The organism is Pantoea sp. Lij88 (assembly GCF_030062155.1).
Lineage (GTDB): Bacteria > Pseudomonadota > Gammaproteobacteria > Enterobacterales > Enterobacteriaceae > Pantoea.
This window is the reverse complement of the sequence record NZ_CP118269.1, coordinates 704,644-726,800: the sequence shown is the minus strand read 5'-3', so window position 1 is coordinate 726,800 and position 22,157 is coordinate 704,644. Positions and strand designations below refer to the sequence as shown.

Annotated in this window: 21 protein-coding genes and 1 tRNA gene; 5 read left to right on the top strand and 17 right to left on the bottom strand. The window is 54.2% G+C overall.

Annotation, left to right across the window (positions count from 1 at the left end; genetic code table 11):
- Positions 1-355: 355 nt before the first annotated feature.
- Complete coding sequence (gene acuI, locus PU624_RS07335) at positions 356-1,339, top strand: acrylyl-CoA reductase (NADPH) (RefSeq protein ID WP_283547119.1); 984 nt, start codon at positions 356-358, stop codon at positions 1,337-1,339.
- A gap of 29 nt (positions 1,340-1,368) precedes the next feature.
- Here the strand turns inward: acuI and PU624_RS07330 are convergent, their stop codons facing one another.
- Positions 1,369-1,866: a CinA family protein gene (locus PU624_RS07330; protein WP_283547118.1), complete on the bottom strand. Its 498-nt coding sequence runs from the start codon at positions 1,864-1,866 to the stop codon at positions 1,369-1,371.
- A gap of 470 nt (positions 1,867-2,336) precedes the next feature.
- On the opposite strand from PU624_RS07330, the gene PU624_RS07325 reads away from it, so the two are divergent.
- Positions 2,337-2,633 carry an Rdx family protein gene (locus PU624_RS07325; protein ID WP_004571230.1) on the top strand — a complete coding sequence of 99 codons (297 nt, stop codon included), beginning with the start codon at positions 2,337-2,339 and terminating at the stop codon, positions 2,631-2,633.
- Here the strand turns inward: PU624_RS07325 and PU624_RS07320 are convergent, their stop codons facing one another.
- The 8 genes from PU624_RS07320 to PU624_RS07285 all read right to left on the bottom strand — a co-directional run bounded on the left by PU624_RS07320 (position 2,634) and on the right by PU624_RS07285 (position 9,659).
- Positions 2,634-3,173, bottom strand: a complete 540-nt coding sequence (locus PU624_RS07320) for a PadR family transcriptional regulator (RefSeq protein WP_283547117.1) — start codon at positions 3,171-3,173, stop codon at positions 2,634-2,636. It lies immediately after the preceding gene.
- A gap of 71 nt (positions 3,174-3,244) precedes the next feature.
- On the bottom strand, positions 3,245-4,027 hold the full coding sequence (locus tag PU624_RS07315; protein ID WP_283547116.1) for a siderophore-interacting protein: 783 nt from the start codon (positions 4,025-4,027) through the stop codon (positions 3,245-3,247).
- Between the two features lie 312 nt (positions 4,028-4,339).
- Positions 4,340-4,534 carry a hypothetical protein gene (locus PU624_RS07310; protein ID WP_283547115.1) on the bottom strand — a complete coding sequence of 65 codons (195 nt, stop codon included), beginning with the start codon at positions 4,532-4,534 and terminating at the stop codon, positions 4,340-4,342.
- A 208-nt stretch (positions 4,535-4,742) separates the two neighbouring features.
- On the bottom strand, positions 4,743-5,612 hold the full coding sequence (locus PU624_RS07305; RefSeq protein WP_283547114.1) for a helix-turn-helix domain-containing protein: 870 nt from the start codon (positions 5,610-5,612) through the stop codon (positions 4,743-4,745).
- Between the two features lie 292 nt (positions 5,613-5,904).
- Positions 5,905-6,078, bottom strand: a complete 174-nt coding sequence (locus PU624_RS07300; protein ID WP_136196607.1) for a DUF2474 domain-containing protein — start codon at positions 6,076-6,078, stop codon at positions 5,905-5,907.
- Position 6,079: 1 nt separating this feature from the next.
- A complete protein-coding gene (gene cydB / locus PU624_RS07295; RefSeq protein ID WP_283547113.1) occupies positions 6,080-7,084 on the bottom strand; it encodes a cytochrome d ubiquinol oxidase subunit II in 1,005 nt (334 codons plus the stop codon).
- A 1-nt stretch (position 7,085) separates the two neighbouring features.
- Positions 7,086-8,498, bottom strand: coding sequence for a cytochrome ubiquinol oxidase subunit I (locus PU624_RS07290; protein ID WP_090965940.1), 1,413 nt, complete (start codon positions 8,496-8,498; stop codon positions 7,086-7,088).
- Between the two features lie 756 nt (positions 8,499-9,254).
- Entirely contained in the window at positions 9,255-9,659 is a 405-nt protein-coding gene (locus tag PU624_RS07285) for a winged helix-turn-helix transcriptional regulator (protein WP_283547112.1), read from the bottom strand.
- Between the two features lie 98 nt (positions 9,660-9,757).
- Here PU624_RS07285 and PU624_RS07280 point away from each other — a divergent pair, with 98 nt between their 5' ends.
- Positions 9,758-10,615 (top strand): SDR family oxidoreductase, encoded by an 858-nt coding sequence (locus PU624_RS07280; RefSeq protein ID WP_283547111.1) that lies wholly within the window; start codon positions 9,758-9,760, stop codon positions 10,613-10,615.
- A 350-nt stretch (positions 10,616-10,965) separates the two neighbouring features.
- Positions 10,966-12,624 (top strand): alpha,alpha-trehalase TreF, encoded by a 1,659-nt coding sequence (gene treF / locus PU624_RS07275; RefSeq protein ID WP_090965946.1) that lies wholly within the window; start codon positions 10,966-10,968, stop codon positions 12,622-12,624.
- Between the two features lie 73 nt (positions 12,625-12,697).
- Here treF and PU624_RS07270 read toward each other — a convergent pair whose 3' ends face one another.
- From PU624_RS07270 to PU624_RS07250, 5 genes are all read right to left on the bottom strand, one after another.
- Positions 12,698-13,204, bottom strand: coding sequence for a ferritin-like domain-containing protein (locus PU624_RS07270; RefSeq protein ID WP_283547110.1), 507 nt, complete (start codon positions 13,202-13,204; stop codon positions 12,698-12,700).
- Positions 13,205-13,214: 10 nt separating this feature from the next.
- Positions 13,215-13,697 carry a YciE/YciF ferroxidase family protein gene (locus PU624_RS07265; protein ID WP_283547109.1) on the bottom strand — a complete coding sequence of 161 codons (483 nt, stop codon included), beginning with the start codon at positions 13,695-13,697 and terminating at the stop codon, positions 13,215-13,217.
- 504 nt (positions 13,698-14,201) lie between these two features.
- Complete coding sequence (locus PU624_RS07260) at positions 14,202-14,366, bottom strand: con-10 family general stress protein (protein WP_004571242.1); 165 nt, start codon at positions 14,364-14,366, stop codon at positions 14,202-14,204.
- Positions 14,367-15,114: 748 nt separating this feature from the next.
- A complete protein-coding gene (locus PU624_RS07255; RefSeq protein ID WP_283547108.1) occupies positions 15,115-16,080 on the bottom strand; it encodes a sensor domain-containing diguanylate cyclase in 966 nt (321 codons plus the stop codon).
- Between the two features lie 303 nt (positions 16,081-16,383).
- A tRNA-Phe gene (locus PU624_RS07250) sits at positions 16,384-16,459 on the bottom strand.
- Between the two features lie 222 nt (positions 16,460-16,681).
- Here PU624_RS07250 and PU624_RS07245 point away from each other — a divergent pair.
- Positions 16,682-18,001: a methyl-accepting chemotaxis protein gene (locus PU624_RS07245; protein WP_283547107.1), complete on the top strand. Its 1,320-nt coding sequence runs from the start codon at positions 16,682-16,684 to the stop codon at positions 17,999-18,001.
- Positions 18,002-18,027: 26 nt separating this feature from the next.
- Here PU624_RS07245 and mrdA2 read toward each other — a convergent pair whose 3' ends face one another.
- The 3 genes from mrdA2 to deoB form a co-directional block, all read right to left on the bottom strand.
- Positions 18,028-19,899, bottom strand: coding sequence for a peptidoglycan DD-transpeptidase MrdA2 (mrdA2, locus tag PU624_RS07240; RefSeq protein WP_283547106.1), 1,872 nt, complete (start codon positions 19,897-19,899; stop codon positions 18,028-18,030).
- A 221-nt stretch (positions 19,900-20,120) separates the two neighbouring features.
- Positions 20,121-20,834 (bottom strand): purine-nucleoside phosphorylase, encoded by a 714-nt coding sequence (gene deoD / locus PU624_RS07235; protein ID WP_090965956.1) that lies wholly within the window; start codon positions 20,832-20,834, stop codon positions 20,121-20,123.
- A gap of 26 nt (positions 20,835-20,860) precedes the next feature.
- Entirely contained in the window at positions 20,861-22,084 is a 1,224-nt protein-coding gene (deoB, locus tag PU624_RS07230) for a phosphopentomutase (RefSeq protein WP_283547105.1), read from the bottom strand.
- Positions 22,085-22,157 lie beyond the last annotated feature (73 nt).

The window sequence follows — 22,157 nt, the reverse complement described above, 5'->3', positions numbered from 1 at the left end:
CGGTAATCCGGGCGAGTGCGCGGTGAACCGGACATGGCGACGTCCTCTGTGGTAAAGAAGCAGGGTCAAAAAGTGGCGGTCATAATGTCATCTTTTTCAGGCATGGACAACCCGAGCCAGGCAATTATTCAGTCACCCCGATTAAATGTAACAATATGATTTTTATAGTCTATTTATCATAAAAACTTCACAATACGACTAATTATCTGAATTATATGCAGATTTATGCAAATAGCTTGCTGCCCATTTTTACGCGCCTGCCGCCGCCCTTACCCGCAGAGTCGGCCATTGCCCTACCGCATTACCTTTGCCAGGCGTAAACTTATCTTCTCTTTCCCACTCTGCCGGAGGCTGCATGTTCAAGGCACTGGTCATTGAAAATGACGAACAAGGTTACCGTTCCCTGCTGAAAGATCTCCCCGAATCCCAACTGCCCGACCACGATGTCACGCTCGACGTCAGCTACTCATCCCTGAATTACAAAGATGCCCTGGCTATCTGCAACAAAGGCCCGATTGTGCGCCAGTTCCCGATGGTGCCGGGTATCGACTTTGTGGGACGGGTGACGGCCAGCCGCCATCCCGACTGGAAAGAGGATGATGTGGCGCTGCTGACAGGCTGGGGCGTAGGCGAAAAACAGTGGGGCGGCCTGGCGCAGAAAGCCAGCGTCAGCGGCGACTGGCTGGTGCGCCCGCCCGCCACGCTGAGCCCGTTACAGACCATGGCCATCGGTACAGCCGGACTGACCGCGATGCTCTGCGTGATGGCGCTGGAAAAGCAGGGCATCAAACCTGACCGGGGTCCGGTGCTGGTGACCGGGGCCAGTGGCGGTGTCGGCAGCTATAGCGTCAGCCTGCTGGCGCGTCTGGGCTATGAGGTGATCGCGTCGAGCGGACGTGCGAGCGACCATGCGTATCTGATCGACACGCTGGGCGCAGCATCGGTCATTGACCGTGAAGAGATCTCCGAGCCCGGCAAACCGCTGGCAAAAGAGCGCTGGGCCGCCGCGATAGACAGCGTCGGCAGTCATACTCTGGCAAACGTGCTGGCCGCGACTCAGCGGGACGGCGCAGTTGCCGCCTGCGGTATGGCACAGGGACTCGATCTGCCAGCCAGCGTTGCACCCTTTATTTTGCGTGGCGTTACGCTGGCCGGGGTCGATAGCGTGATGTGTCCGAAGCCGCTTCGTGAGCAGGCGTGGCAACGACTCGGTGAACTGATGGATAGCGAACGGCTCAATAAGCTGAGCCGGGTTATTCCGCTGAGTGAAGCCAGAGAAGGTGCGCAGGCACTGCTGGATGGCAAAGTACAGGGTCGCCTGATTGTCGACTGCCGCTAACCGCTTTTAAAGGCGCGTACACCGCGCCTTTATCGATCGGCTCGCTGCAGCCATTTGATCAGCCCTTCCAGCGCGAACTGCGTGCCCTGCTCCATCACCGATTTTGGATCGCCGCTGAACTGGTGGCATTCCGCCTCGTCCCTGCCATCAGGCAATACCCAGCCAAACCAGATGGTGCCTGCCGGTGTGCCATCTTCACCGCCATCCGGTCCGGCATAGCCGGTGATCGATAATCCCACCGGTTCACCCGAGCGGGCGCAGGCTCCCTGCACCATCTCCCTCGCTGTCTGTTCGCTCACCGCCGTATGCTGTTTCAGCGTGTCTGGATGTACCCCCAGCAGACGGATTTTGGCATTTTCGCTGTAGGTCACGAAGCCGCTGGTATAGAAGTCGCCGCTGTTTTCTACCGCGGCCAGCGTCATGCTGATCAGCCCGGCGGTACAGGATTCGGCGGTCGCCAGATGAAGTCCGGAGGAGAGTAAAATGTTACCCAGTTGCTCAGCGGTTTGATCTAATGATTTTGCCATTATGGTCTCCTTAAGACTGTCCGGAACTCCAGGTATAGCGCAAAATCAGCGAATAAAAACACGCAAGGCGATGTTTTTAAAGCGAAACGGTCAGGATTGACAGCAGAATACCGGGCGGTTTACGCTTCGCCTGTTCCCCCTCAGCAACAGAGGCTGAGAGCGGCGCGTACCCGTTTCATACTTCTTTGAGGCTGACGCGTTTTAGTCAATCTCCTAAAACGAGGTGACACAGGCGCGAATCACCTGATTAGTTGTTAGTATTCACTCCCTTGCTTCCCGGCATAACAAAAATGGCGCTGCATAAAAGCCATAAAAAAAGCCGATCAGCATGCTGATGAAGCAAGGCCTGTACCCGATGAAATGCAGTAACAGATTGTTTTTACGAGTTTTACGCATTAATGAATAACCACAGCGCACACTTTTTTAACCCGAATGCACTGGCATTTATCAACACGTAAAGGAATAGAGTTATGGCGCAAAAACCTGTGGTTGTTATTCACTACTGTATGCAATGCAACTGGCTGATGCGGTCAGCGTGGATGGCACAGGAGCTTCTGCACACTTTCGCTGAGGATCTGGCGGAGGTGACGCTGAAACCCGGCACCGGCGGTATCTTTGAGATTACGCTGGATGAGCATCTGCTGTGGGAACGTAAGCGCGATGGCGGCTTCCCGGATGCGACCACGCTGAAACAGCGCGTGCGCGACATCTGTTTCCCGGATCGTACCCTGGGCCACATCGACAAAAACAAAGCTGAAATCAGCTGATTAGCTGTGAGTGATTTTTTCAGCCGCGTCGTGCAGCGCCTTAATCAGCGTCTGCAGCGCGGCTTCTGAGATATCTTCCTGCGCCAGCCGCCGGTTCAGCGCGACCTTCAGCCCATGGATCGCCTGCTCTACAGCAGGAATGCTGCGGTTATTGACCAGAATCGCCAGCGTAGAGAGCCGCGTTATCAGGCTGGAGACCGTTTCCAGGTTCTCTGCCAGCTGCGCCTCTCCCGTTGCGGTCAGGCGGTAGGCTTTACGCGCGGCCTGCGCATCCACCACCTCAATCGCCTCCATCTCTTCCAGCAGCGTCAGATTGGGGTAGATGATCCCCGGACTGGGTGAATACTCTCCCTTCGACAACTCCTCGACCGACTTGATCAGCTCATAGCCGTGCGCCGCATTCTGCGCCAGGAAATGGAGCATCAGCAGGCGAATCTCACCGGCTTCCAGCATCTTTTCGCGTCGTTTGCGTCGTCCGCTGCACCCCCCTGCGCGCGCAGTCTGATCGTCAGATGATGTGGAGTTCGGATGCTGTTTCATGGCCTGCCCTGCGGGAAAAAGTCGGATTGATGGTAGTCCGCCGCCAGGCAAAACTCAATTGCCAGAGCCGCTTACTTCTGGTGCCAGTAGGCCACCGCGCGAACAAAATCACTGCTGAGGCCGCGCTGAACCGTAAAGTAGTCAGACAGCGCTTTGACGAACTCACCTTCGCCGGTCAGCCAGATAAAGTAATCCTCCGTCGGGATAGCGATGTGATCCAGCCGGGCAATCAGCTGGCTGAGTTGCGCTTTCTGCATCTGACCATTGCCCAGCCAGTTTGTCGTTACGTCAGTCGTATCCGGTAAATAGTCGCGGCCCGTTGCTTCATCGGTAAAGGCATAGAGGTGCAGCGCCTGTGCGTCTGCGTCACGCTGACGGCGTGCAAAGGCTGGCAACCCGGTTTCGTCGCAGACGTAAAGCTGAAACGCATAATCGGTCGGCACCACCAGCGAACCGCGCGGCCCACCAACAATCAGTTTATCGCCCACCTGCGCCTGGGTTGCCCAGTCACTCGCGACGCCCTGCTGATGAATATAGAAATCGAGGGTCAGTGAAGAGACACCATCAAATTCCAGCGGCGTGTAATCGCGCGCCTGCGGACGCAGACCTTCAGGCCAGACAATTCCCGCGTCGGTCATCTGCGGCAGAGCCAGTGTTTCACCTTCAGCGGAAGGGAAAAATAACTTGATGTGATCATCGAAGCCTGGCGACGTAAAGCCCGCCAGATCGCTGCCGCTGAACCGGATGCGCCAGAATTTACCGGCAATATGGGTTTTACTGGCGACCTGAATATGGCGGAAACGCAGTTCATTACGGACGCGCTGGGGTAAGCGCTGATTGGCTGATGCAGTCATATTCTCTCTCCTCAATCGGGATCTATGCCCATGATTCAGGGGCATGCTCACTGTCATGAAACTGTAATGAAATAACAATCATTCTCATCTCACGCCGGGAGATTAGCTATGATATATTTTAAGAACAAGAACGAAAAATGCGATCAGGCGGATTAAGATATATTTTATGCAGGTACAGATGTGCTTATCACAGGCGTGAAGCAGCCCTGATAAGCATTCAGAGAGAGGTATAAGCGGGTGTAGTAAAACAGGCAGGCCGGCTTCTGACGAGCCGGTCATGTTGCGCCGCCAGGTCTGGCAGCGCATCAGCACTTACAGTGTGTCGTTGAATCCGGAGAGGGAAGCGTTACTGCTGGTGTGTTCCGGCAGCTCACCGTCACCCAGAATTTCATGCTGAGAGGCCTGAGAGTGCGGATGCAGTCCGGCAGGCGGTGAGAAAGGCTCAGCCTGCTGCGCCATTGCCGTCACAGGCAATGCCAGAATCAGTGAAATCATTAAGCGTCGCATAGTTGTCTTCGTTTGTCTTTTTGGCCGGAAAAGGCCTGAAATGCAGATGAATGTTCCAGCCCCATCACAGATGCACGATGATTCAGGTATGACAGGGTTTCGGGAGAGGATTTTACGCCAGACGGGCGAGTTAGTTTATAGAATCGTGCGGTTTGTCACAATTTACCGCACGAATTATGCATTTGAGCCACGTGCCCTGCCCTGCTGGCTACGCCTGCATCACCGGAATAGAAAATACGCCGCTCAGCCAGTCGGGCTGACACTGTGCAAAGTCGAGCCGCAACAGATCTTTACCCGGACGGCGGGAGACACCCAGCGCGGGCAGATGCTGATAGTAGATATCCTCGATAAAGCGCGTCAGCTGCTCCGGCCTGCCGCTCCAGCGAATCGACGCATAGAGGCCCGGAACTTCACTCCAGGTGTCGGTGTGGTCATCCAGCAGTCCGGCATATTGCGGCTCCAGCGCCTGAAACAGGCTGATATTCTGCTGGTCAGCCGAACTGTGGCCGGGGCCATATTCAAAGCCTAACCAGCCCTGCTTTACCTGGCTGCCCGCCAGCGCGACCAGTTGCCGCGCCTGATCGGCGACCCGATGATCGTGGTCGGCAATGTAGTCTCCGAACTTACACTCCCACTCCTGCGTCTCTCCGCGCAGCGGCAGCGCCTCTTCGCGTTCCACCAGCGTTGCACGCTCTGCCAGCGATCGCACCAGAATGCGGCCATGGAAATTCTTCACCGGCAAATGGGGAATACGGCGAAACGCGCCAGGCGTCAGCGAAAAGTGGCCTTTAAATACACGGGTGAAGTTTTGCTGGTTATCAAAACCAAAACGGACGGCGATATCGATCAGCGTCATGCGCGTCAGACGCAGTGCCATGGCCGCCATCGTCAGACGTCGTTTACGGGTATACGCCGCCAGCGTCTGTCCAGTCATCTCCTTGAACATGCGCTGCATGTGCCACTTCGAATAACCCGATTTCAGGGTGATTTGATCGATATTGAGATCGTCGGTGAGATTGGCTTCTATCCACTCGACCAGATCGTTAATGTGCTGTTTTTTAATAGCCTGACTGAGCATGATGGCGATTTACGACGCGGGTTAGGACTGGGATTTTCGTCACAAAAGGATAACAAAAATCGCGAATCGGTGTAAGGAAAGGGTAAGGCGCACGCGCCTGTTCGGGGCGATTCCGCATTAATTGCTTAGGTTACTAACTAAAAAAGGCTGACTAACGTCAGCCTTCAGACAACGCAAAACATAAAGCGGTGGGAGCATAAGCCAGGTGCAAAGCATCGCTGGCCAGGAATGGCGTTTTGCGTCTTTGCGGAGGACGTATGCTCCCTGAGCCTGTACTTGCTATGCCAGACAATTAATGACTACGCATACCCGCTGCAGTCATCATCATGCGGAACAGCGAGGCGACGACGCCCAGTGCCAGCACGCTGGCGGCATAGATAAACACCAGCCACATCACACGCTTCCACCACGGCGCTTTCGTCTCTTCATGGTGATTGTGGTCTTTCATGCTGCTGAGGCTTTTCATATCAATGATATCCTTCATCTGCTTTGATTTTTCCACGGAACACGTAGTAGCTCCAGAAGGTGTAACCCAGGATCATCGGGATAATCAGCAGGCTGCCCACCAGCATAAACGCCTGGCTCTGCGGCGGCGACGCGGCATCCCAGATGGTCACGGATGGCGGAATAATGTTTGGCCATACACTGATACCCAGACCGGAGAAGCCCAGGAAGACCAGCGCCAGCGTCAGCAGGAACGGTGAATAGTGCGCCTCACGCTTGATGGCGCGCACAATGCCCCACGAACAGAGCAACACCAGCACCGGAACCGGCAGGAACAGGAACAGATTGGGCTTGCTGAACCAGCGATGCGCGATATCCGCATGCGCAAACGGTGTCCACAGACTGACGATGCCGATAATCACTAACAGCGCGATCACCAGCGGCGTCGCCAGCGCAGACATCTTGCGGTGCAGCTCGTTCTCGGTCTTCATGATGAGCCACGTACAGCCCAGCAGCGCATACGCCACAACCAGGCCTACGCCGCAGAACAGCGGGAACGGTGCCAGCCAGTCCAGTGCGGAACCGGCGAAACGGCGTCCCTCAACCGGAATGCCATCCAGGAACGCACCGACCGCAACACCCTGACTGAAGGTAGCGATGACGGAACCGGCAATAAACGATTTGTCCCAGAATGCCCGGTGGCCTTCAACCGCCTTGAAGCGGAACTCAAAGGCGACACCACGGAAAATCAGGCCAATCAGCATGGCGGTCAGCGGAATCGACAGCGCATCGGTAATCACCGCATAGGCCAGCGGGAACGCACCAAACAGGCCTGCGCCACCCAGAACCAGCCAGGTTTCATTACCATCCCAGACCGGCGCGACGGTGTTCACCATCATGTCGCGCTCACCGGCATCTTTGTTGAACGGGAACAGCAGACCAATACCCAGGTCGAAACCATCCATCACGATATACATCAGGGTTGCGAAGACGATAATCACAAACCAGATAACGGAAAAATCGATCATCTTAGTGGTCTCCATCCTTAAAGGTGGCAGCGGAAAGCGGACGCGCTGGCGTTTTCTTCTGACCCGGTCCACCCTCTTCGGTGATATGACCTTCGCCGACAACCGGTCCCTGTTTAATCAGACGCATCATGTAGTGATATCCCACGCCGAACACCGAGCTGTAGACCAGAATAAAGGCCAGCAGACTGATGCTCATGTGCATATCGCCATGTGCCGAGACCGCATCAATGGTGCGCTGCACGCCATAAACCACCCACGGCTGACGACCGATTTCAGTGGTAAACCAGCCTGCAAGAATCGCAATCAGACCCGATGGCCCCATCAACAGCGCAAACCACAGGAAAGGACGCGACTCATAGAGACGCCCTTTGAAACGCAGCCACAGGCTGACAACGCCCAGCGTAATCATCAGCAGTCCCAGCGCAACCATCACGCGGAATGACCAGAAGATCACCGTGGAATTTGGCCGGTCCTCTTTCGGGAACGACTTCAGCGCCGGAACCTGCTTGTCCAGACTGTGCGTCAGAATCAGGCTGCCGAGATAAGGCACTTCCAGCGCATATTTGGTGCGCTCCTGCTCCATATCCGGAATGCCGAACAGGATCAGCGGCGTGGCTTCACCCGGTGGGTTTTCCCAGTGTCCTTCAATGGCCGCGATTTTGGCAGGCTGATGCTCCAGGGTATTCAGACCGTGCGCATCACCAATCATCGCCTGAATCGGTGCAACAATCAGCGCCATCCACAGCGCCATGGAGAACATCTTGCGGATAGCAGGATTGTTATTCCCCTTCAGCAGATGCCAGGCCGCCGACGAACCTACAAAGAAGGCACTCGCCAGGAACGCCGCCACCGACATATGGAACAGGCGGTAAGGGAAAGAGGGGTTAAAGACAATTTTGAACCAGTCCTGCGGAACCACAATGCCGTTTTCGATGATGAAGCCCTGAGGCGTCTGCATCCAGCTGTTAGAGGCGAGGATCCAGAAGGTCGAAATCAGCGTACCCAGAGCGACCATGCAGGTGGCAAAGAAGTGCAGACCCGGACCGACGCGATTCCAGCCAAACAGCATCACGCCCAGGAAGCCCGCTTCCAGGAAGAACGCCGTCAGCACTTCATAGGTCAGCAGCGGACCGGTGATACTGCCCGCAAACGCCGAGAAGCCACTCCAGTTAGTCCCGAACTGATAAGCCATGACCAGCCCTGATACCACACCCATACCGAAGTTAACGGCAAAGATTTTCGACCAGAAATGGTAGAGATCGCGATAGGTTTGATCGCGGGTTTTGAGCCACATACCTTCGAGTACGGCCAGGAAGCTGGCGAGACCGATGGTGATGGCGGGAAAGATAATATGGAAGGACACAGTAAATGCGAACTGAATCCTGGCCAGATGAAAGGCATCTAATCCGAACATTGCTTACCTCTTTGCCACATAGAACACCATGTATTTACTTATAATTAACAACTTAAGCCTGATGCGCTGACTTCTCTGCGCTTATTGAAATTCCCGACGCAAATTTAGAGCTATTTGCGACGAGGAAACAGAAACAGTGGGGTTAATGAAAACTATAACAGTCTTTGTTGATTTTGATCATTGTTTTTGGCGGGAATTATTTATTTAAAAATAAGGCTTAAAGGTTAATCAGAGGGTGTTTATGTGTCGTTAATGTTACGGTAATTCTTACTTTAAAAATCGGTTGGGTGAAAACCCCAGCGGCACGAAATATAAGCCCAACGGCCTGTTTTCAGACACTATTTTGCGTCAAATCGGGAGTGTAACCCTGCTAAGAATGAGGGTGAAAAAGTTAAATCAGCTTAATTTTTAGCAGGTTAAAACCGTAAACAGTTGCCTCTGCCGCTTTGTTTTCTTTTCTGTTACACCCTCGCCAATCCCGCCATAATCTTTGGTGAAATAAAGTGGAAATCGCACAGTTAAACGCCTGCGAAAATGTTAAAGAAATGAGTCAAAAAGCAGGTGTGAATTAACAGCACTTCTCAGACAGTCAATTATTCCGGCTCACGCTCTGATAAAACGTTTTAATAATCAGCAACGGTGCGAAAAATTCGCCGGAATTACTTTCGCTGCCGTTGCGTTAATGTCGTTCTGAAGAGTCAGGTCACAGAAAAGCGGGAACAGACATTTTCCGGAAAGGATAGCGATGCCGTCACATTATGACGGCTGAGCCGGGGTGATGGACTGTGCTGCGGATTTTTCGCGCTGCGCCAGAATGCGGGTCAGGTTCAGCTCCAGCCAGTCCGCCAGCCCTACTACCTGCTCACCGACTTCGCGCCCGAGGGGAGTCAGGCGATATTCCACGTGCGGCGGCACCACATCGTAGGCAATACGCTGTACGAAGCCATCTTCCTCAAGATAACGGAGATTCTGCGCCAGCATGCGTTCGCTGACGCCACCGACCGCCCGGCGTAATGCACTGAAACGCAGCGTCTGGTCCTGCAGGGCCAGCAGAATCAGAACGCTCCAGCGGCTGGTCACGCGTTTCAGCACGTCTCGCGACGGGCAGTTAACGTTCAGCAGTTCGCCACGACTAAATTTTTCACTCAGTTTTTCAGACATTTAATCCGCATTCCTCAAACTAACAATTCTGTAAGTACTTACTAAAAATTAGTTTATATCCTAGTCTGGATTTCACCAACAGCCACAGGAGTTATCCCATGATTGCAGTAACAGGTGCCACCGGTCAGCTGGGCCGAATCGTTATCGATACATTACTGAAAAAAGTGCCAGCGGGAGAAATCGTCGCCGCTGTGCGTACGCCCGCCAAAGCGGCCGATCTTGCGGCGCAGGGCGTTATCGTCCGCCAGGCGGATTATAGTCAGCCAGAGACGCTCAGGGCCGCTTTTGCAGGCGTCGATAAGCTGCTGCTGATCTCCGGCAGTGAAGTGGGTCAGCGCGAAGCGCAGCATAAAGCCGTCATTGAGGCGGCGCAGGCGGCGGGCGTGGGCTTTATCGCCTACACCAGCCTGCTGCACGCGGATACCTCGCCACTGGGCTTAGGTGCAGAGCACCGCGCGACAGAAGCGCTGCTGAAAGCCTCTGGCATTCCGTTCGCCCTGCTGCGCAACGGCTGGTACACCGAGAACTATGCCGCCAGCATTCCTCCGGCGCTGGCGCATCATGCGTTTATCGGCGCGGCGGGTGAAGGCCGCATCGCCTCGGCTGCGCGTCAGGACTACGCTGAAGCGGCAGCTGAAGTGATGACCCGAGAGGATCAGGCAGGCAACGTGTATGAACTGTCAGGTGACGACAGCTACACCCTGGCGCAGTTTGCTGCGGAGATTGCCGCACAGAGTGGTGAGAAGGTCGATTACGTTAATCTGTCACAGGCTGACTTTGCTGCCGCGCTGAAAGGCGCTGGCCTGCCAGAGGGTCTGGCGGAGATGCTGGCAGACTCCGATGCCGGTGCAGAAAAAGGCGGTCTGTTTGATGATTCGCATCAACTGAGCAAACTGATCGGTCGCCCGACCACAAGCTGGCAGGCGGTGATTCGCTCGGCGCTGGCGAACCATTAACTCTTCTGTTTCTGAGCGGGCATTCTGGCCCGCTCACTTCCCTCTCCTTCCTGGGTTCCGTTACGTATGCCATCTTCTGCACCCTTTGCGGCTGCGGTTTCTTTTACAAAATGTGAATAAATGCCAGTTTTCTTCAGCTTAAATTTTTTTATTCATGCCGCTAAGAGATTCATCCGAAATGTGTTTTTTGTGAACTCCGCTATATTTGGTTGAATTGACTGGAATTTATTAAAAAAGCTCGATTAATCGACAATTTTTATTACGTTCATAGATATTCTGCATTGTTGTTCCGCGGGATGAGAGGTCTATAATTTGTCCTTTGTGCAACCACGACCGCTCAGGAGGCCGTTATTAATACCCATCGCCAGCAACAAAATGCACCTGAAGAAGTTCGTGCAGGGGCGGAAGTTGAGTATCAATACGATCCCCATGAACTGAAACTGGATCGCATGCAGGATTCTGAACCGGAGCCGGAGCTGATTGAAGGCTTACCGGCCCCGGATGCGCTGACGCCTGCCGATCGTTATCTGGAACTGTTTGAACATGTCCAGATGTCGCGGATCTTCGAGGACAGCAAAACCTTCCCCGACTGTTCGCCTAAGTACGATCCGCTGGATGTGCTGATGCGCTATCGTCGACAGAAACGCAGCAGTGATTTCGACCTGTCGCGCTTTGTTGCCGATCACTTTTATCTGCCTGGCGTAAACGAAAGCTTTTATGTCTCCAACCCGGATAAAACGCTCAATGAGCATATTGATGACCTGTGGCCGGTTCTGACCAAAATGCCGCAGCAGCATATGCCGCACTCTTCGCTGCTGCCGTTACCAAAACCCTATGTCGTTCCAGGCGGACGCTTCGGCGAAACCTACTACTGGGACTCCTATTTCACCATGCTCGGCCTGGCAGAATCGGGCCGTGATGATCTGCTGCGTCATATGGCGGATAACTTTGCCTGGCTGATCGATAACTACGGTCATGTGCCAAACGGTAACCGTACTTACTATCTCAGCCGTTCTCAGCCACCGGTGTTTGCGCTGATGGTCGAGCTGTTCGAAGAGGATGGCGTGCGCGGTGCTAAGCGCTATCAGGAACAGCTGATGAAGGAGTATCAGTTCTGGATGGATGGCGCCGGATCGCTGATGCCAAATCAGGCTTATCGTCACGTGGTGCGGATGCCCAACGGCTCACTGCTGAACCGCTACTGGGATGACCGCGATACCCCGCGTGATGAATCGTGGATAGAGGATGTGGAAACGGCCCGCGAATCTAAACGTCCGGCCAGTGAAGTCTATCGTGACCTGCGCGCAGGTGCCGAGTCAGGCTGGGATTACTCCTCGCGCTGGCTGCGTAACCCGAAGCGGTTGTCGAGTATCCGTACTACGCAGTTTATCCCTATCGATCTGAACTCGTTCCTGTACAAGCTGGAGCTGATGATTGCGACCCTGTCGCACGCCAAAGGCGAAGAGCTGACGGCGCTGGCCTGGCAGAAGAAAGCGGAAGCGCGTAAACGTGCCATTACCCGTTATCTGTGGGATAGCACTGCCGGTGTGTTCCGCGACTATGACTGGCGTCGTGAGCGTTTCGGTGCCTTTACCGTGGCCTCGGTAGTTCCGCTGTTTGTAGGCCTGGCGACGCCGCATCAGGCGCATCTGCAGGCCATCTCTCTGCGCCATCTGCTGCTGAGCAACGGCGGTCTGCTGACCTCAATGGTGGAAAGCGGCGAGCAGTGGGATCGCCCTAACGGCTGGGCGCCGATGCAGTGGATGGCGATTGTTGGCCTGAATAACTACGGTGAAGAGACGCTGGCGACCGAAGTGGCAGTGAACTGGCTCAATACGGTCAGTAACTTCTATCAGTTGCACCACAAGTTGGTCGAGAAGTATGACATCAGCGGCGAGCGTGCCCGTCCGGGCGGCGGCGGTGAGTACCCGTTACAGGATGGCTTCGGCTGGACTAACGGCGTCACCCGTAAGCTGATGACGATGTACGGGCATTTGATGGCTGACTGACCCTCACAGCCTGAAACGTATCAACGCAAAAAAGCCGGGAATTCCCGGCTTTTTTCATGCACGCGTTTATGCGTTATTTCTTCGCTTCCGTGCCCGGCTGTGAGGCGCGTTGCAGGAACTGCTGGGTGACGTCAGGCAGGTTCTGCAGCAGCCACTCCGCCATTGCCACTTCCTGATCGCGGATCTCATTCAGCACGCGTACGCCCAGCGTATCGCCTACCTGCTCAGCGGCAGCAATCAGGCTGGTGTAGCTGGCGATTTCGGCGTTCTCGAACACGTAGCCACTCATGGCGCCCTTCACCACTTCATCTGAGTTGAACATACCGCCCACAGCCTGGCCCGCAGCGGCCATTTTACCCATCGCATCTTTCATCACAGAGTGATCGATACCGTGGCTGTCGAGCAGCTGCTCCAGCAGCGTCAGCTGATGTTTAGTCTCCTCCAGATGCTGCGCCAGACGCTGTTCCAGCGCTGGATAGTGCTCAAGACGGCCAGCCATCTTGCTCAGCATGCTTTCAGCCTGCTTTTCCATGGCATGCGCATCGCGCAGCCAGTCATGATAATGTTCAATCGCGGTCATGTGGTACTCCTTAAGAGACGGTAATAGCCTCAGCTACCTGAGTGAGTTTCTCATCCGTTTGCTTCTCTTCATTCAGGGTGGCTTCCAGTAGCTGCGCGGCTTTGGTGTAACCCAGCTTCAGGGCCAGCGCATGCAGGGTGCCGTAGGTCGCAATCTCATAGTGCTCGACTTTCTGCGCCGCACCGATCAGCCCCTGATCGCGAACCTCGCCTTTTTCGACCGAGTCGATAATTTCCTGCGCTTCTTCAACCAGACCTTCAAGCGCATGACATTTCATTCTTTTAATTTTGACTTCAGGTGTCACTTCCACCAGCTCGTCGAGTCGTTCAATCTGAGCACGGGTCTCTTCCAGATGCTGATTAAACGCAGCGATAAGATTTTCGTCACTGGCTGCACGCGCCATTTTAGGCAATGCACGGGTTATCTGTTTCTCAGCGCTGTATACATCGGATAGGTCATGGATGAACAGGTCGTTTAACGTTTTCACTGTCATAAGATAGCCTCATTGTTTAAAAAGCTGCGTCGTTAATAACGCAACGCCAGTCATATCGTTGACACCTGAAAAGTCTAGTGGAGATTCTTAATATCGCACGCCGCGTCAGTATGAATTCAAGACAAAAGTGGCATGTAAAATGCATTTTCCTTTTTACAGCAGACATTTAGCGGGGGAATGTTTTTATGTTTGCGGCTTCGCTAGCTGCATCGTAATTTGTACAAACTAATAAAAAGCTGTATAAATTTTTTCAGATTAACTGCATAAAAAAAGAACCAGTCAAAACTTAGTTGTACAAGGTTTTATTAAATCGTATAGCTTTAAGCGATCGGAAATAAAAAAACCGGCAAGGAAATCCCGACCGGTTTAATTAACGGCGTCTCACTGTGTCAATGATAAATCAGCGACATAATTCAGGAGGTAATTATCATGCAGGCAAATGAAAGAGAATGTGTAAAGCCTGGAAAACGCTTTAAACTACTGTCACAGCAGCACTAAAGTCGTTTAGCTCCGGCGGCTAACCTTACCTCCCTTGCGCCCTGCTTCAATGGCACGTTCGGGATCGTTCTTGAAGTTCCCGCCGCTTTTCTGCCCGCCTTTGCGTCCCGCTTCCGCAGCACGCTCCTTGTCAGCCGCAAAGTTCCCGGCCCCACCGCGATATTGAGTCATTCTGTGTTCCTCTTTGAGATTAAAATCAGAATTTGCACAGTAAATGCTTAATCAGGCCGATTCAGCAATCTGAATGTAGACAGAAAACCGGATCGATCAAGCGAGACAAATAAAAAACGCGCCACAGCTCAGGTTTATTGGCAGTACCACCCTCACCCAGATTGATAACGCATTTCAACTATCGCTCCTTTCTATTCCAAAAAGAGCGGCGACGTAAAAAAATCTTAATAGCAAAAATCGCCGCGCCCTATTTATCGATCATTTTCAAAAAATGTCCAATCGAAAAAATAGTAACCGAAGCGGTACTAAGATAATCTCATCAATATCAGGTGGTGAGGATGATCAACAAACGATCAAATTCCCCAAGCGAAGCGGCAAAGAGTATTTCGCTCCTCGTTAATCGCATTACAAATAAGCGAAGCGCAAAAGTCTGATCGCACCAGCTGAAAATAGCCGAAATTGATCATTAAACGATCGATTATGCTGATTTAAAGAAAATTTTAATTCGAAAGAGACTTCAGATTAATGGCGAATATCAGGTTCGAACCGAAGCGGCAGAATTTACCTGACCTGTCATTGAAAATAACAATTTCGGAATAGTACTAAAAAGTGTTTTCTGCAGGGATGCATAGAAATTGCACGCGCAGGTGCGAGACAGAGTACAGGATGTTGTGAGTGATATCGGGTAATGGCATGAGAGGAGGTCTTACAGCAGTAACAGGCAAAGTCCATGCCGGGTGAAGCAGAGTCAGAGTGGGTCGGTAAACGCGGGATCAAACGCAACGCCGCGCTTGCCGTTTTTCTTGATGCGGTACATCGCTTCATCAGCCCGCGCCAGGGCGGTATCAAAGTCATCTTTTGCCTGCGCCTGAGACACACCCACTGAAGCGCCTATGAGCGCATGGCCGTTTGCCATATCAAAAGGAGTTAGCACTGCATCAAGGCAGGCGTGTGCCAGCTGTCTGACCTGCGGATGATCAATCGCAAACGGCAATAGCAGAACGAACTCATCGCCGCCCAGCCGGCCAATCATGACCTCTGTCGGCGCAAGTTCAGTAAACCGATGGCTTAACTGGATCAGCACTTCATCACCGCTGCGATGCCCCAGAGTGTCGTTGACGTGTTTGAAGTTATCCAGGTCGATAAAGATCACGCAGAGGGGCCCCTGCGCTTTCAGTTCACAGAAATAGGTCTGCAGGGCATGACGATTGTTGAGCAGAGTAAGAGGATCGTGCAGCGCCAGCAGGGCGAGTTGCTCTTCATATTGCTTCTCTTTGGTCATGTCGATGTGAGTGCCGATGACTTTAACCGGCTCTCCATGCGCATTCCACTCGCTGACCCGGCCCCGATCCAGCACCCACGTGATACTGCCATTTTTGGCGATCATGCGGTGAAGCGCTTCATAGTAAGGGGCTTTGCCAGCGATGTGATCGTTGAATGCCTGCAAAACCTCGTCGGCATCATCGGGATGCAGACTCTCTTTCCAGGATTCAAAGTTGGCGTCCGTCTCTTTTGGCTGGAAGCCGAGCATCGCGCCCCAGCGCCGGTTGAATATCACCAGTTTGCCGCTGGGAATATCGAGCTGCCACAGGAACAATCCAGTGCCATCCAGCGCCGCGTTGAGTTTTGTACGGGCGTCATGCGCTATACGCTTGAGGCGCGCATTGTGCTTTTTCAGGTTCTGTATCTGCAGACGCAGTGCTTCTTCTGACATAACCGTAACGGAGCTGGAAAAAGGGCTATTGTGCCTGTCAGGTGGATTCTGTAAAGAGTGGCTTATAAAACACGATTAGCCCCGGTCAATTGCAGGCTGGACAGGATATCAGGCGGTGCGGGTCTGGCAACACAGCACAGAGGCGAACCGGCAAATTGGTTTCGCCGTGAAATCTGTTTGTGCTACCCAGGGATCAGAGCCGGAATTTACCAGGGAGAGGTGAAATTCGGAATGTTCGGGGAGTCTGGCGAACCGGCTTTGTTCCAGAACGCAAAAACCCGCCAGAGGCGGGTTCTTTAAAGATGGTGCCCGAACCCGGAATCGAACCAGGGACACGGGGATTTTCAATCCCCTGCTCTACCGACTGAGCTATTCGGGCAACGGGGCGCATTAAACCAAAGCGGCCCGGCAGCGTCAAACGCTTTTCACCAAAATCCCGCCGACTGACCGCTTTTCCATCAACTCAAATACCGGGTCTGACCTCGCGCATAAACCTCGCGGCTGGCCGGATAAATTTCACTCAGCGGAGCGGTAAAGGCTGCATTGTGGCGCGGTTTTGCCGATATAGCATGCGAGACCAACTCTAATAATAAGGATCGCCATGTTTTCCACCATTACATCAGGAATTGCTTCGCGCCATAGCTGGCAGAAGCGCTCACACTCAGCCGCTACGCTGAGCTCTCTCAACGGCTCCATCGCCATGATTGAGTTCTCCCCCGACGGCACCATTCTCAGCGCCAATGCGCTGTTTCTGGCGCGCATGGGCTACACGCTGGCGGAGATCGAAGGCCAGCATCACAGCCTGTTCTGCACCCCGGAACAGCTTCAGTCGCGCGAGTATCAGGATTTCTGGCTGCGCCTGAACCGGGGCGAGAGCTTCAGCAATAAGTTTCTGCGCATGGCAAAGAACAGCCGCCCAATCTGGCTCGAAGCCAACTATGTGCCGGTGCAGAACCGCCATGGCCGGGTGATTAAAATCGTCAAGCTGGCGACCGACATCACCGGTCATATCAACGATGCGCAGGAGCAGCGCGCTATCACCACCGCTATTGAGCGTTCGATGGCCGTCATCGCCTTTAACCTCAAAGGTGAAGTGCTGAAAGCCAATGAAAACTTCCTGAAAACCATGGGCTACCGTCGCGAAGAAGTAGAAGGTATTCATCACAGTCGTTTCTGCTCGCAGGCCCTGCGTGACAGCCGCGAATATAGCGAGTTCTGGCAGCAGCTGAACCGGGGCGAGTTTGTCTCAGGCCAGTTTCCCCGGGTCAATAAACGAGGTGAGACGGTCTGGCTGCGCGCTACCTATAATCCGGTGTTCGACGAACAGGGCCGGCTCTACAAAATCGTCAAATTCGCGACGGATGTGACTGCGCAGGTGGAAAAGAATCAGCAGGAGCATGACGCGGCGCAGCGGGCTTATCACACCGCGCTGCAAACCGATCACAGCACAAAGCTGGGCGCGGATGTAATCGCCAGCAGCGTGCAGACCATGAACGCCCTGGCCGGTGAGTTGCAGGGGATCTCCGGTGATATTACCGGCCTGAGTGAATCCTCCGGTCGTATCGGTGCGATTGTGGAAGGCATCCGCCGGATCGCCGATCAGACCAACCTGCTGGCGCTGAATGCCGCGATTGAAGCAGCACGGGCCGGAACCCATGGCCGCAGCTTTGCGGTGGTGGCTAACGAAGTCCGGACGCTGGCGGCGAACATCAACCGCGCGACGACCGACATCGAAAATCGGGTACAGCAAAACCATCTGCTGGCGAGCCGGGCACTGAAAGGAATTGAATCAAACCTGAAGCGCGCCGATCAGGGCGTACAGCTGGCCCAGGAAGCCGGCGGCGTGATTGCAGAAATCCGTGAAGGCGCGACGGACGTCGTGCGCGCCATTGGTCAGGTGACTAAAACGCTTCAGGTCTGACGATCGGCGGGGGCAAGCGCCCCCTTTTACGGGGTTGCCTGAGCGGGTGCTTCTGGCACCGGCGGAATAAAGATGTGATCCAGAATCGCCCGCATCACAGGTGCCGCAACAATCCCTTCGTTGCCGCCGTTCTCCAGAATCAACGCCACCGCCACTTTCGGGTCATTAAACGGCGCAAAAGCGGTGTAGAAAATATGGTCGCGCAGCCGCACCGGGATCATCTTCGCGTTATAGGTCTGGTTCTGGCGCAGGCTGAACACCTGTGACGTCCCGCTCTTCGCGGCGATGCCATAGGGTGCCGTGTGGAAATATTTATAACCGGTGCCGTTTGGCGCGTTAGCCATACCAAACATCGCATGGCGGACCAGCGACCAGTACGGCGAATGCGGATCGCCAATCTGCGCCTCGGGCTTCTGCGGACGGTAGTTCTCCACCAGCGTGCCGCGCTGGGTTTTCTCCAGCAGATGCGGTGCGATTACCCGACCATTGTTAATCAGCGCCACCATCGCTTTTACCATCTGAATAGGCGTCGCAACCCAGTAGCCCTGCCCAATGCCAACGGAGACGGTATCGCCCTGATACCAGCCCTTTTTATGCACCTTCTGCTTCCACTCCCGGCTCGGCAGTAAGCCGCTGTACTCTTCATTGAGGTCGATGCCGGTCGACTTGCCGTAGCCAAACTGGCTGAGCATGGTGTGAATCCGATCAATGCCCATCATGAAGGCCACCTGATAGAAGAAGGTGTCGGCAGACTCTTCAATAGCACGGGTCACATCCAGCATCCCGTGCCCGCTTTTTTTCCAGTCACGATAGTGCCGGTCCGTGCCTGGCAGCGTCCAGGTCGGTGCGCCAAAGAACTGCGTCTGCGGCGTAATCACATGCGTCAGCAGCGCCGACATCGCCATGTAAGGCTTCACCGTGGAGGCAGGCGGATAGAGTCCCTGCGTGACACGGTTAATCAGCGGCAAATCTTTATCCTGCAGCAGCTTTTTGTAGGCCTGATAGCTGATGCCTTTCACAAATGGATTCGGGTCGTAGCTGGGGCTGGAGACCATTGCCAGCACCGAGCCGTCGTGCGGATCTTCAACCAGCAGCGCCGCACGCTGTCCCGCCAGCAGACTCTCTATATATTGTTGCAGATGCAGATCCAGCGTCAGGGTCAGGTTTTTACCCGCCACCGGCGGCACCTCTTTCAGCACCCGCACAATGCGGCCGTGGTTATCCACTTCCACTTCCTGATAACCCGGCTTGCCGTGCAGCAGCGATTCGTAATAGCCCTCAATCCCCTGCTTACCGATGTTGTGGTCAGCGGCATAGTTTTCGCCGATGCCCTCTGCATTCAGACGTTTGTAGTCGTTATCGTTGATTTTCGACACATAGCCGATCACATGCGCCAGATCCGCGCCATAGGGATATTCGCGATCCTGATAGGTCTCAATGCTCGCCCCGGTGAAGTGAAACTGATTCACCGCAAAGCGGGCGACCTGCTCCTCGGTCAGCTCCTCTTTCAGCACCACCGGCTTGTAACGGCTGGTCTGCTTCAGCGCACGGCGGAAGGTGTCGATCTCGTCCGGCGTCAGATTAACGATGGGCGTCAGTTCCCGCAGCGTGGCATCCATATCGGTGATTTTGTAAGGCGTCAGCGTAATGGCGTACCAGCTGACGTTTCGCACCAGCGGAATGCCGTTGCGGTCATAAATCAGCCCGCGCGTCGGGGCGATGGGGATCATTTTGATGTCGTTCTGATTGGAGCGCGTCTGGTAATAGCCATGATCGCGCACCTGCAGGCGATAAAGGTTTACGCCAAGAATGGTGAAACAGATACAGACCAGAGCAAAGGCTATTGCGGCGCGGCGGGCAAACAGCTTCTCTTCAGCTTCGAAGTTACGAAAGTTCATCAGGGGGCATTATCAGGCGATTAATTATTATCTGTTATTGCGCACTATGATAAAGCGGGATCGCAGAGGTGCCAGCGCGAAGATGCACAAGCCTCAGCAAAAGTGTGTCATTTGATGTGAATGTTACCGGAACGGCGAGGCGGGAAAATCAGATCCTCCGGTAAAGGAGGATCTGAACAGGCGATCGGGCAGCAGGCGGGAAGCGTCACCCGCCACGCCGATTAATCACCCAGCAGGACAGACTCCAGCGCAATCTTGATCATGTCGTTGAAGGTGGTCTGACGCTCAGCAGCGGTGGTCTGCTCGTGCGTACGGATGTGGTCTGAAACCGTACAGATGGTCAGTGCTTTTGCACCGAACTCAGCGGCCACACCGTAGATACCTGCGGCTTCCATCTCAACGCCGAGGATGCCATATTTTTCCATCACGTCGAACATCTGCGGATCCGGGGTGTAGAAGAGATCGGCAGAGAAGATGTTACCCACGCGCGCTTCAACGCCCAGGTTTTTCGCCGCATCAACCGCGTTACGCACCATGTCGAAGTCAGCAATGGCAGCGAAGTCGTGATCTTTGAAACGCATGCGGTTCACTTTGGAATCGGTGCAGGCACCCATACCAATCACGATATCACGCAGTTTTACGTCGGCACGTACGGCACCACAGGAGCCCACACGGATGATCTTTTTAACGCCGAAGTCCGTGATCAGCTCTTTGGTGTAGATGGAGCAGGAAGGGATACCCATTCCGTGACCCATGACAGAGACTTTGCGGCCTTTGTAGGTGCCGGTATAGCCCAGCATGCCGCGCACGTTGTTCACTTCAACCGCATTTTCCAGGAAGGTTTCTGCGATGTGTTTTGCACGCAGCGGATCGCCAGGCATCAGTACGACGTCTGCGAAATCGCCCATTTCAGCATTAATATGTGGGGTTGCCATTGTTTAATCCTTATTAAATTGCTGATTTACAGCATGTTCTTGCCATAGTCCATCTCGGACAGGCCAAAGTAGTGTGCAATTGTCTGACCAATATCGGCGAAAGTCTCGCGGTATCCCAGTGAACCCGGCTCCACTTTCGGTCCGTAGATCAGAATCGGAATGTGCTCACGAGTGTGCTCGGTGCCGTGCCAGGTCGGGTCACAACCGTGGTCAGCGGTCAGGATCAGAATGTCATCTTCGCCAACCAGCGCCATCAGCTCAGGCAGACGGCGGTCAAACAGCTCAAGCCCGCCCGCATAACCGGCGACATCGCGACGATGTCCCCAGGTTGAGTCGAAATCAACGAAGTTGGTGAAAACGATCGCCTGATCCGGCGCGATTTTCATCTCCTGAATCGTCGCGTCAAACAGCGCATCCAGACCGGTCGCTTTGACCTTTTTGGTGATGCCCTGCTCGGCATAGATATCCGCGATTTTACCCACGGAGATCACATGACCGCCCTTCTCATCCACCAGCTTTTTCAGCATGGTGGCGGATGGCGGCTCGACGGCCAGGTCGTGACGGTTGCCGGTACGCTCAAACTGACCCGCTTTGTCACCCACAAACGGACGGGCGATCACGCGGCCAATGTTGTAGCCCCCTTCGGTCAGCTCTTCACGGGCGATTTCGCACAGCGCATAGAGACGATCAAGACCAAAGGTCTCTTCGTGACAGGCGATCTGGAATACGGAGTCCGCAGAGGTATAGAAAATCGGCTTGCCGGTTTTCATGTGCTCTTCGCCCAGCTGGTCGAGGATCACCGTACCTGAAGAGTGGCAGTTACCGAGATAGCCCGGCAGGTCTGCGCGCTCAACCAGCTTGTCCAGCAGTTCCTGCGGGAAGCTGTTCTCTTTGTCGCTGAAGTAGCCCCAGTCAAACAGCACCGGCACACCAGCAATTTCCCAGTGGCCTGACGGCGTATCTTTACCTGACGAAAGTTCGCTGGCGTATGCGTACGCACCGGTGATCTTCGCTTCAGGATCCAGGCCTGCCGGGAAGCGGCCGGTTGACAGCTCAGCGGCTTTGCCCAGACCCAGCGCGGTGAGATTAGGCAGATGCAATGGGCCTTTACGTCCCTTGTCTGCTTCACCTTTAAAACAGGCTTCGGCGATATGACCTAAGGTATCTGAACCCACGTCACCGAATTTATCGGCATCTTTACTGGAGCCAATTCCAAAGGAATCGAGCACCATAATAAAAGCACGTTTCATGCAAGTCTCCTGCGCATTGGCGCGTGACAAGTCAAAAAAAAGCGATCAGATCAGTATACCCGAATGCATCACC

Coding starts and splice junctions, on each gene's coding strand:
- PU624_RS07255 (WP_283547108.1), bottom strand. CDS start 16,080: ATGTCAGAAGAAGCACTGCGTCTGCAGATACAGAACCTGAAAAAGCAC.
- PU624_RS07315 (WP_283547116.1), bottom strand. CDS start 4,027: ATGACTGCATCAGCCAATCAGCGCTTACCCCAGCGCGTCCGTAATGAA.
- acuI (WP_283547119.1), top strand. CDS start 356: ATGTTCAAGGCACTGGTCATTGAAAATGACGAACAAGGTTACCGTTCC.
- PU624_RS07310 (WP_283547115.1), bottom strand. CDS start 4,534: ATGCGACGCTTAATGATTTCACTGATTCTGGCATTGCCTGTGACGGCA.
- PU624_RS07325 (WP_004571230.1), top strand. CDS start 2,337: ATGGCGCAAAAACCTGTGGTTGTTATTCACTACTGTATGCAATGCAAC.
- PU624_RS07330 (WP_283547118.1), bottom strand. CDS start 1,866: ATGGCAAAATCATTAGATCAAACCGCTGAGCAACTGGGTAACATTTTA.
- PU624_RS07270 (WP_283547110.1), bottom strand. CDS start 13,204: ATGACCGCGATTGAACATTATCATGACTGGCTGCGCGATGCGCATGCC.
- PU624_RS07260 (WP_004571242.1), bottom strand. CDS start 14,366: ATGACTCAATATCGCGGTGGGGCCGGGAACTTTGCGGCTGACAAGGAG.
- cydB (WP_283547113.1), bottom strand. CDS start 7,084: ATGATCGATTTTTCCGTTATCTGGTTTGTGATTATCGTCTTCGCAACC.
- PU624_RS07290 (WP_090965940.1), bottom strand. CDS start 8,498: ATGTTCGGATTAGATGCCTTTCATCTGGCCAGGATTCAGTTCGCATTT.
- PU624_RS07245 (WP_283547107.1), top strand. CDS start 16,682: ATGTTTTCCACCATTACATCAGGAATTGCTTCGCGCCATAGCTGGCAG.
- PU624_RS07320 (WP_283547117.1), bottom strand. CDS start 3,173: ATGAAACAGCATCCGAACTCCACATCATCTGACGATCAGACTGCGCGC.
- PU624_RS07265 (WP_283547109.1), bottom strand. CDS start 13,697: ATGACAGTGAAAACGTTAAACGACCTGTTCATCCATGACCTATCCGAT.
- PU624_RS07285 (WP_283547112.1), bottom strand. CDS start 9,659: ATGTCTGAAAAACTGAGTGAAAAATTTAGTCGTGGCGAACTGCTGAAC.
- deoB (WP_283547105.1), bottom strand. CDS start 22,084: ATGAAACGTGCTTTTATTATGGTGCTCGATTCCTTTGGAATTGGCTCC.
- mrdA2 (WP_283547106.1), bottom strand. CDS start 19,899: ATGAACTTTCGTAACTTCGAAGCTGAAGAGAAGCTGTTTGCCCGCCGC.
- PU624_RS07280 (WP_283547111.1), top strand. CDS start 9,758: ATGATTGCAGTAACAGGTGCCACCGGTCAGCTGGGCCGAATCGTTATC.
- deoD (WP_090965956.1), bottom strand. CDS start 20,834: ATGGCAACCCCACATATTAATGCTGAAATGGGCGATTTCGCAGACGTC.
- PU624_RS07300 (WP_136196607.1), bottom strand. CDS start 6,078: ATGAAAAGCCTCAGCAGCATGAAAGACCACAATCACCATGAAGAGACG.
- PU624_RS07305 (WP_283547114.1), bottom strand. CDS start 5,612: ATGCTCAGTCAGGCTATTAAAAAACAGCACATTAACGATCTGGTCGAG.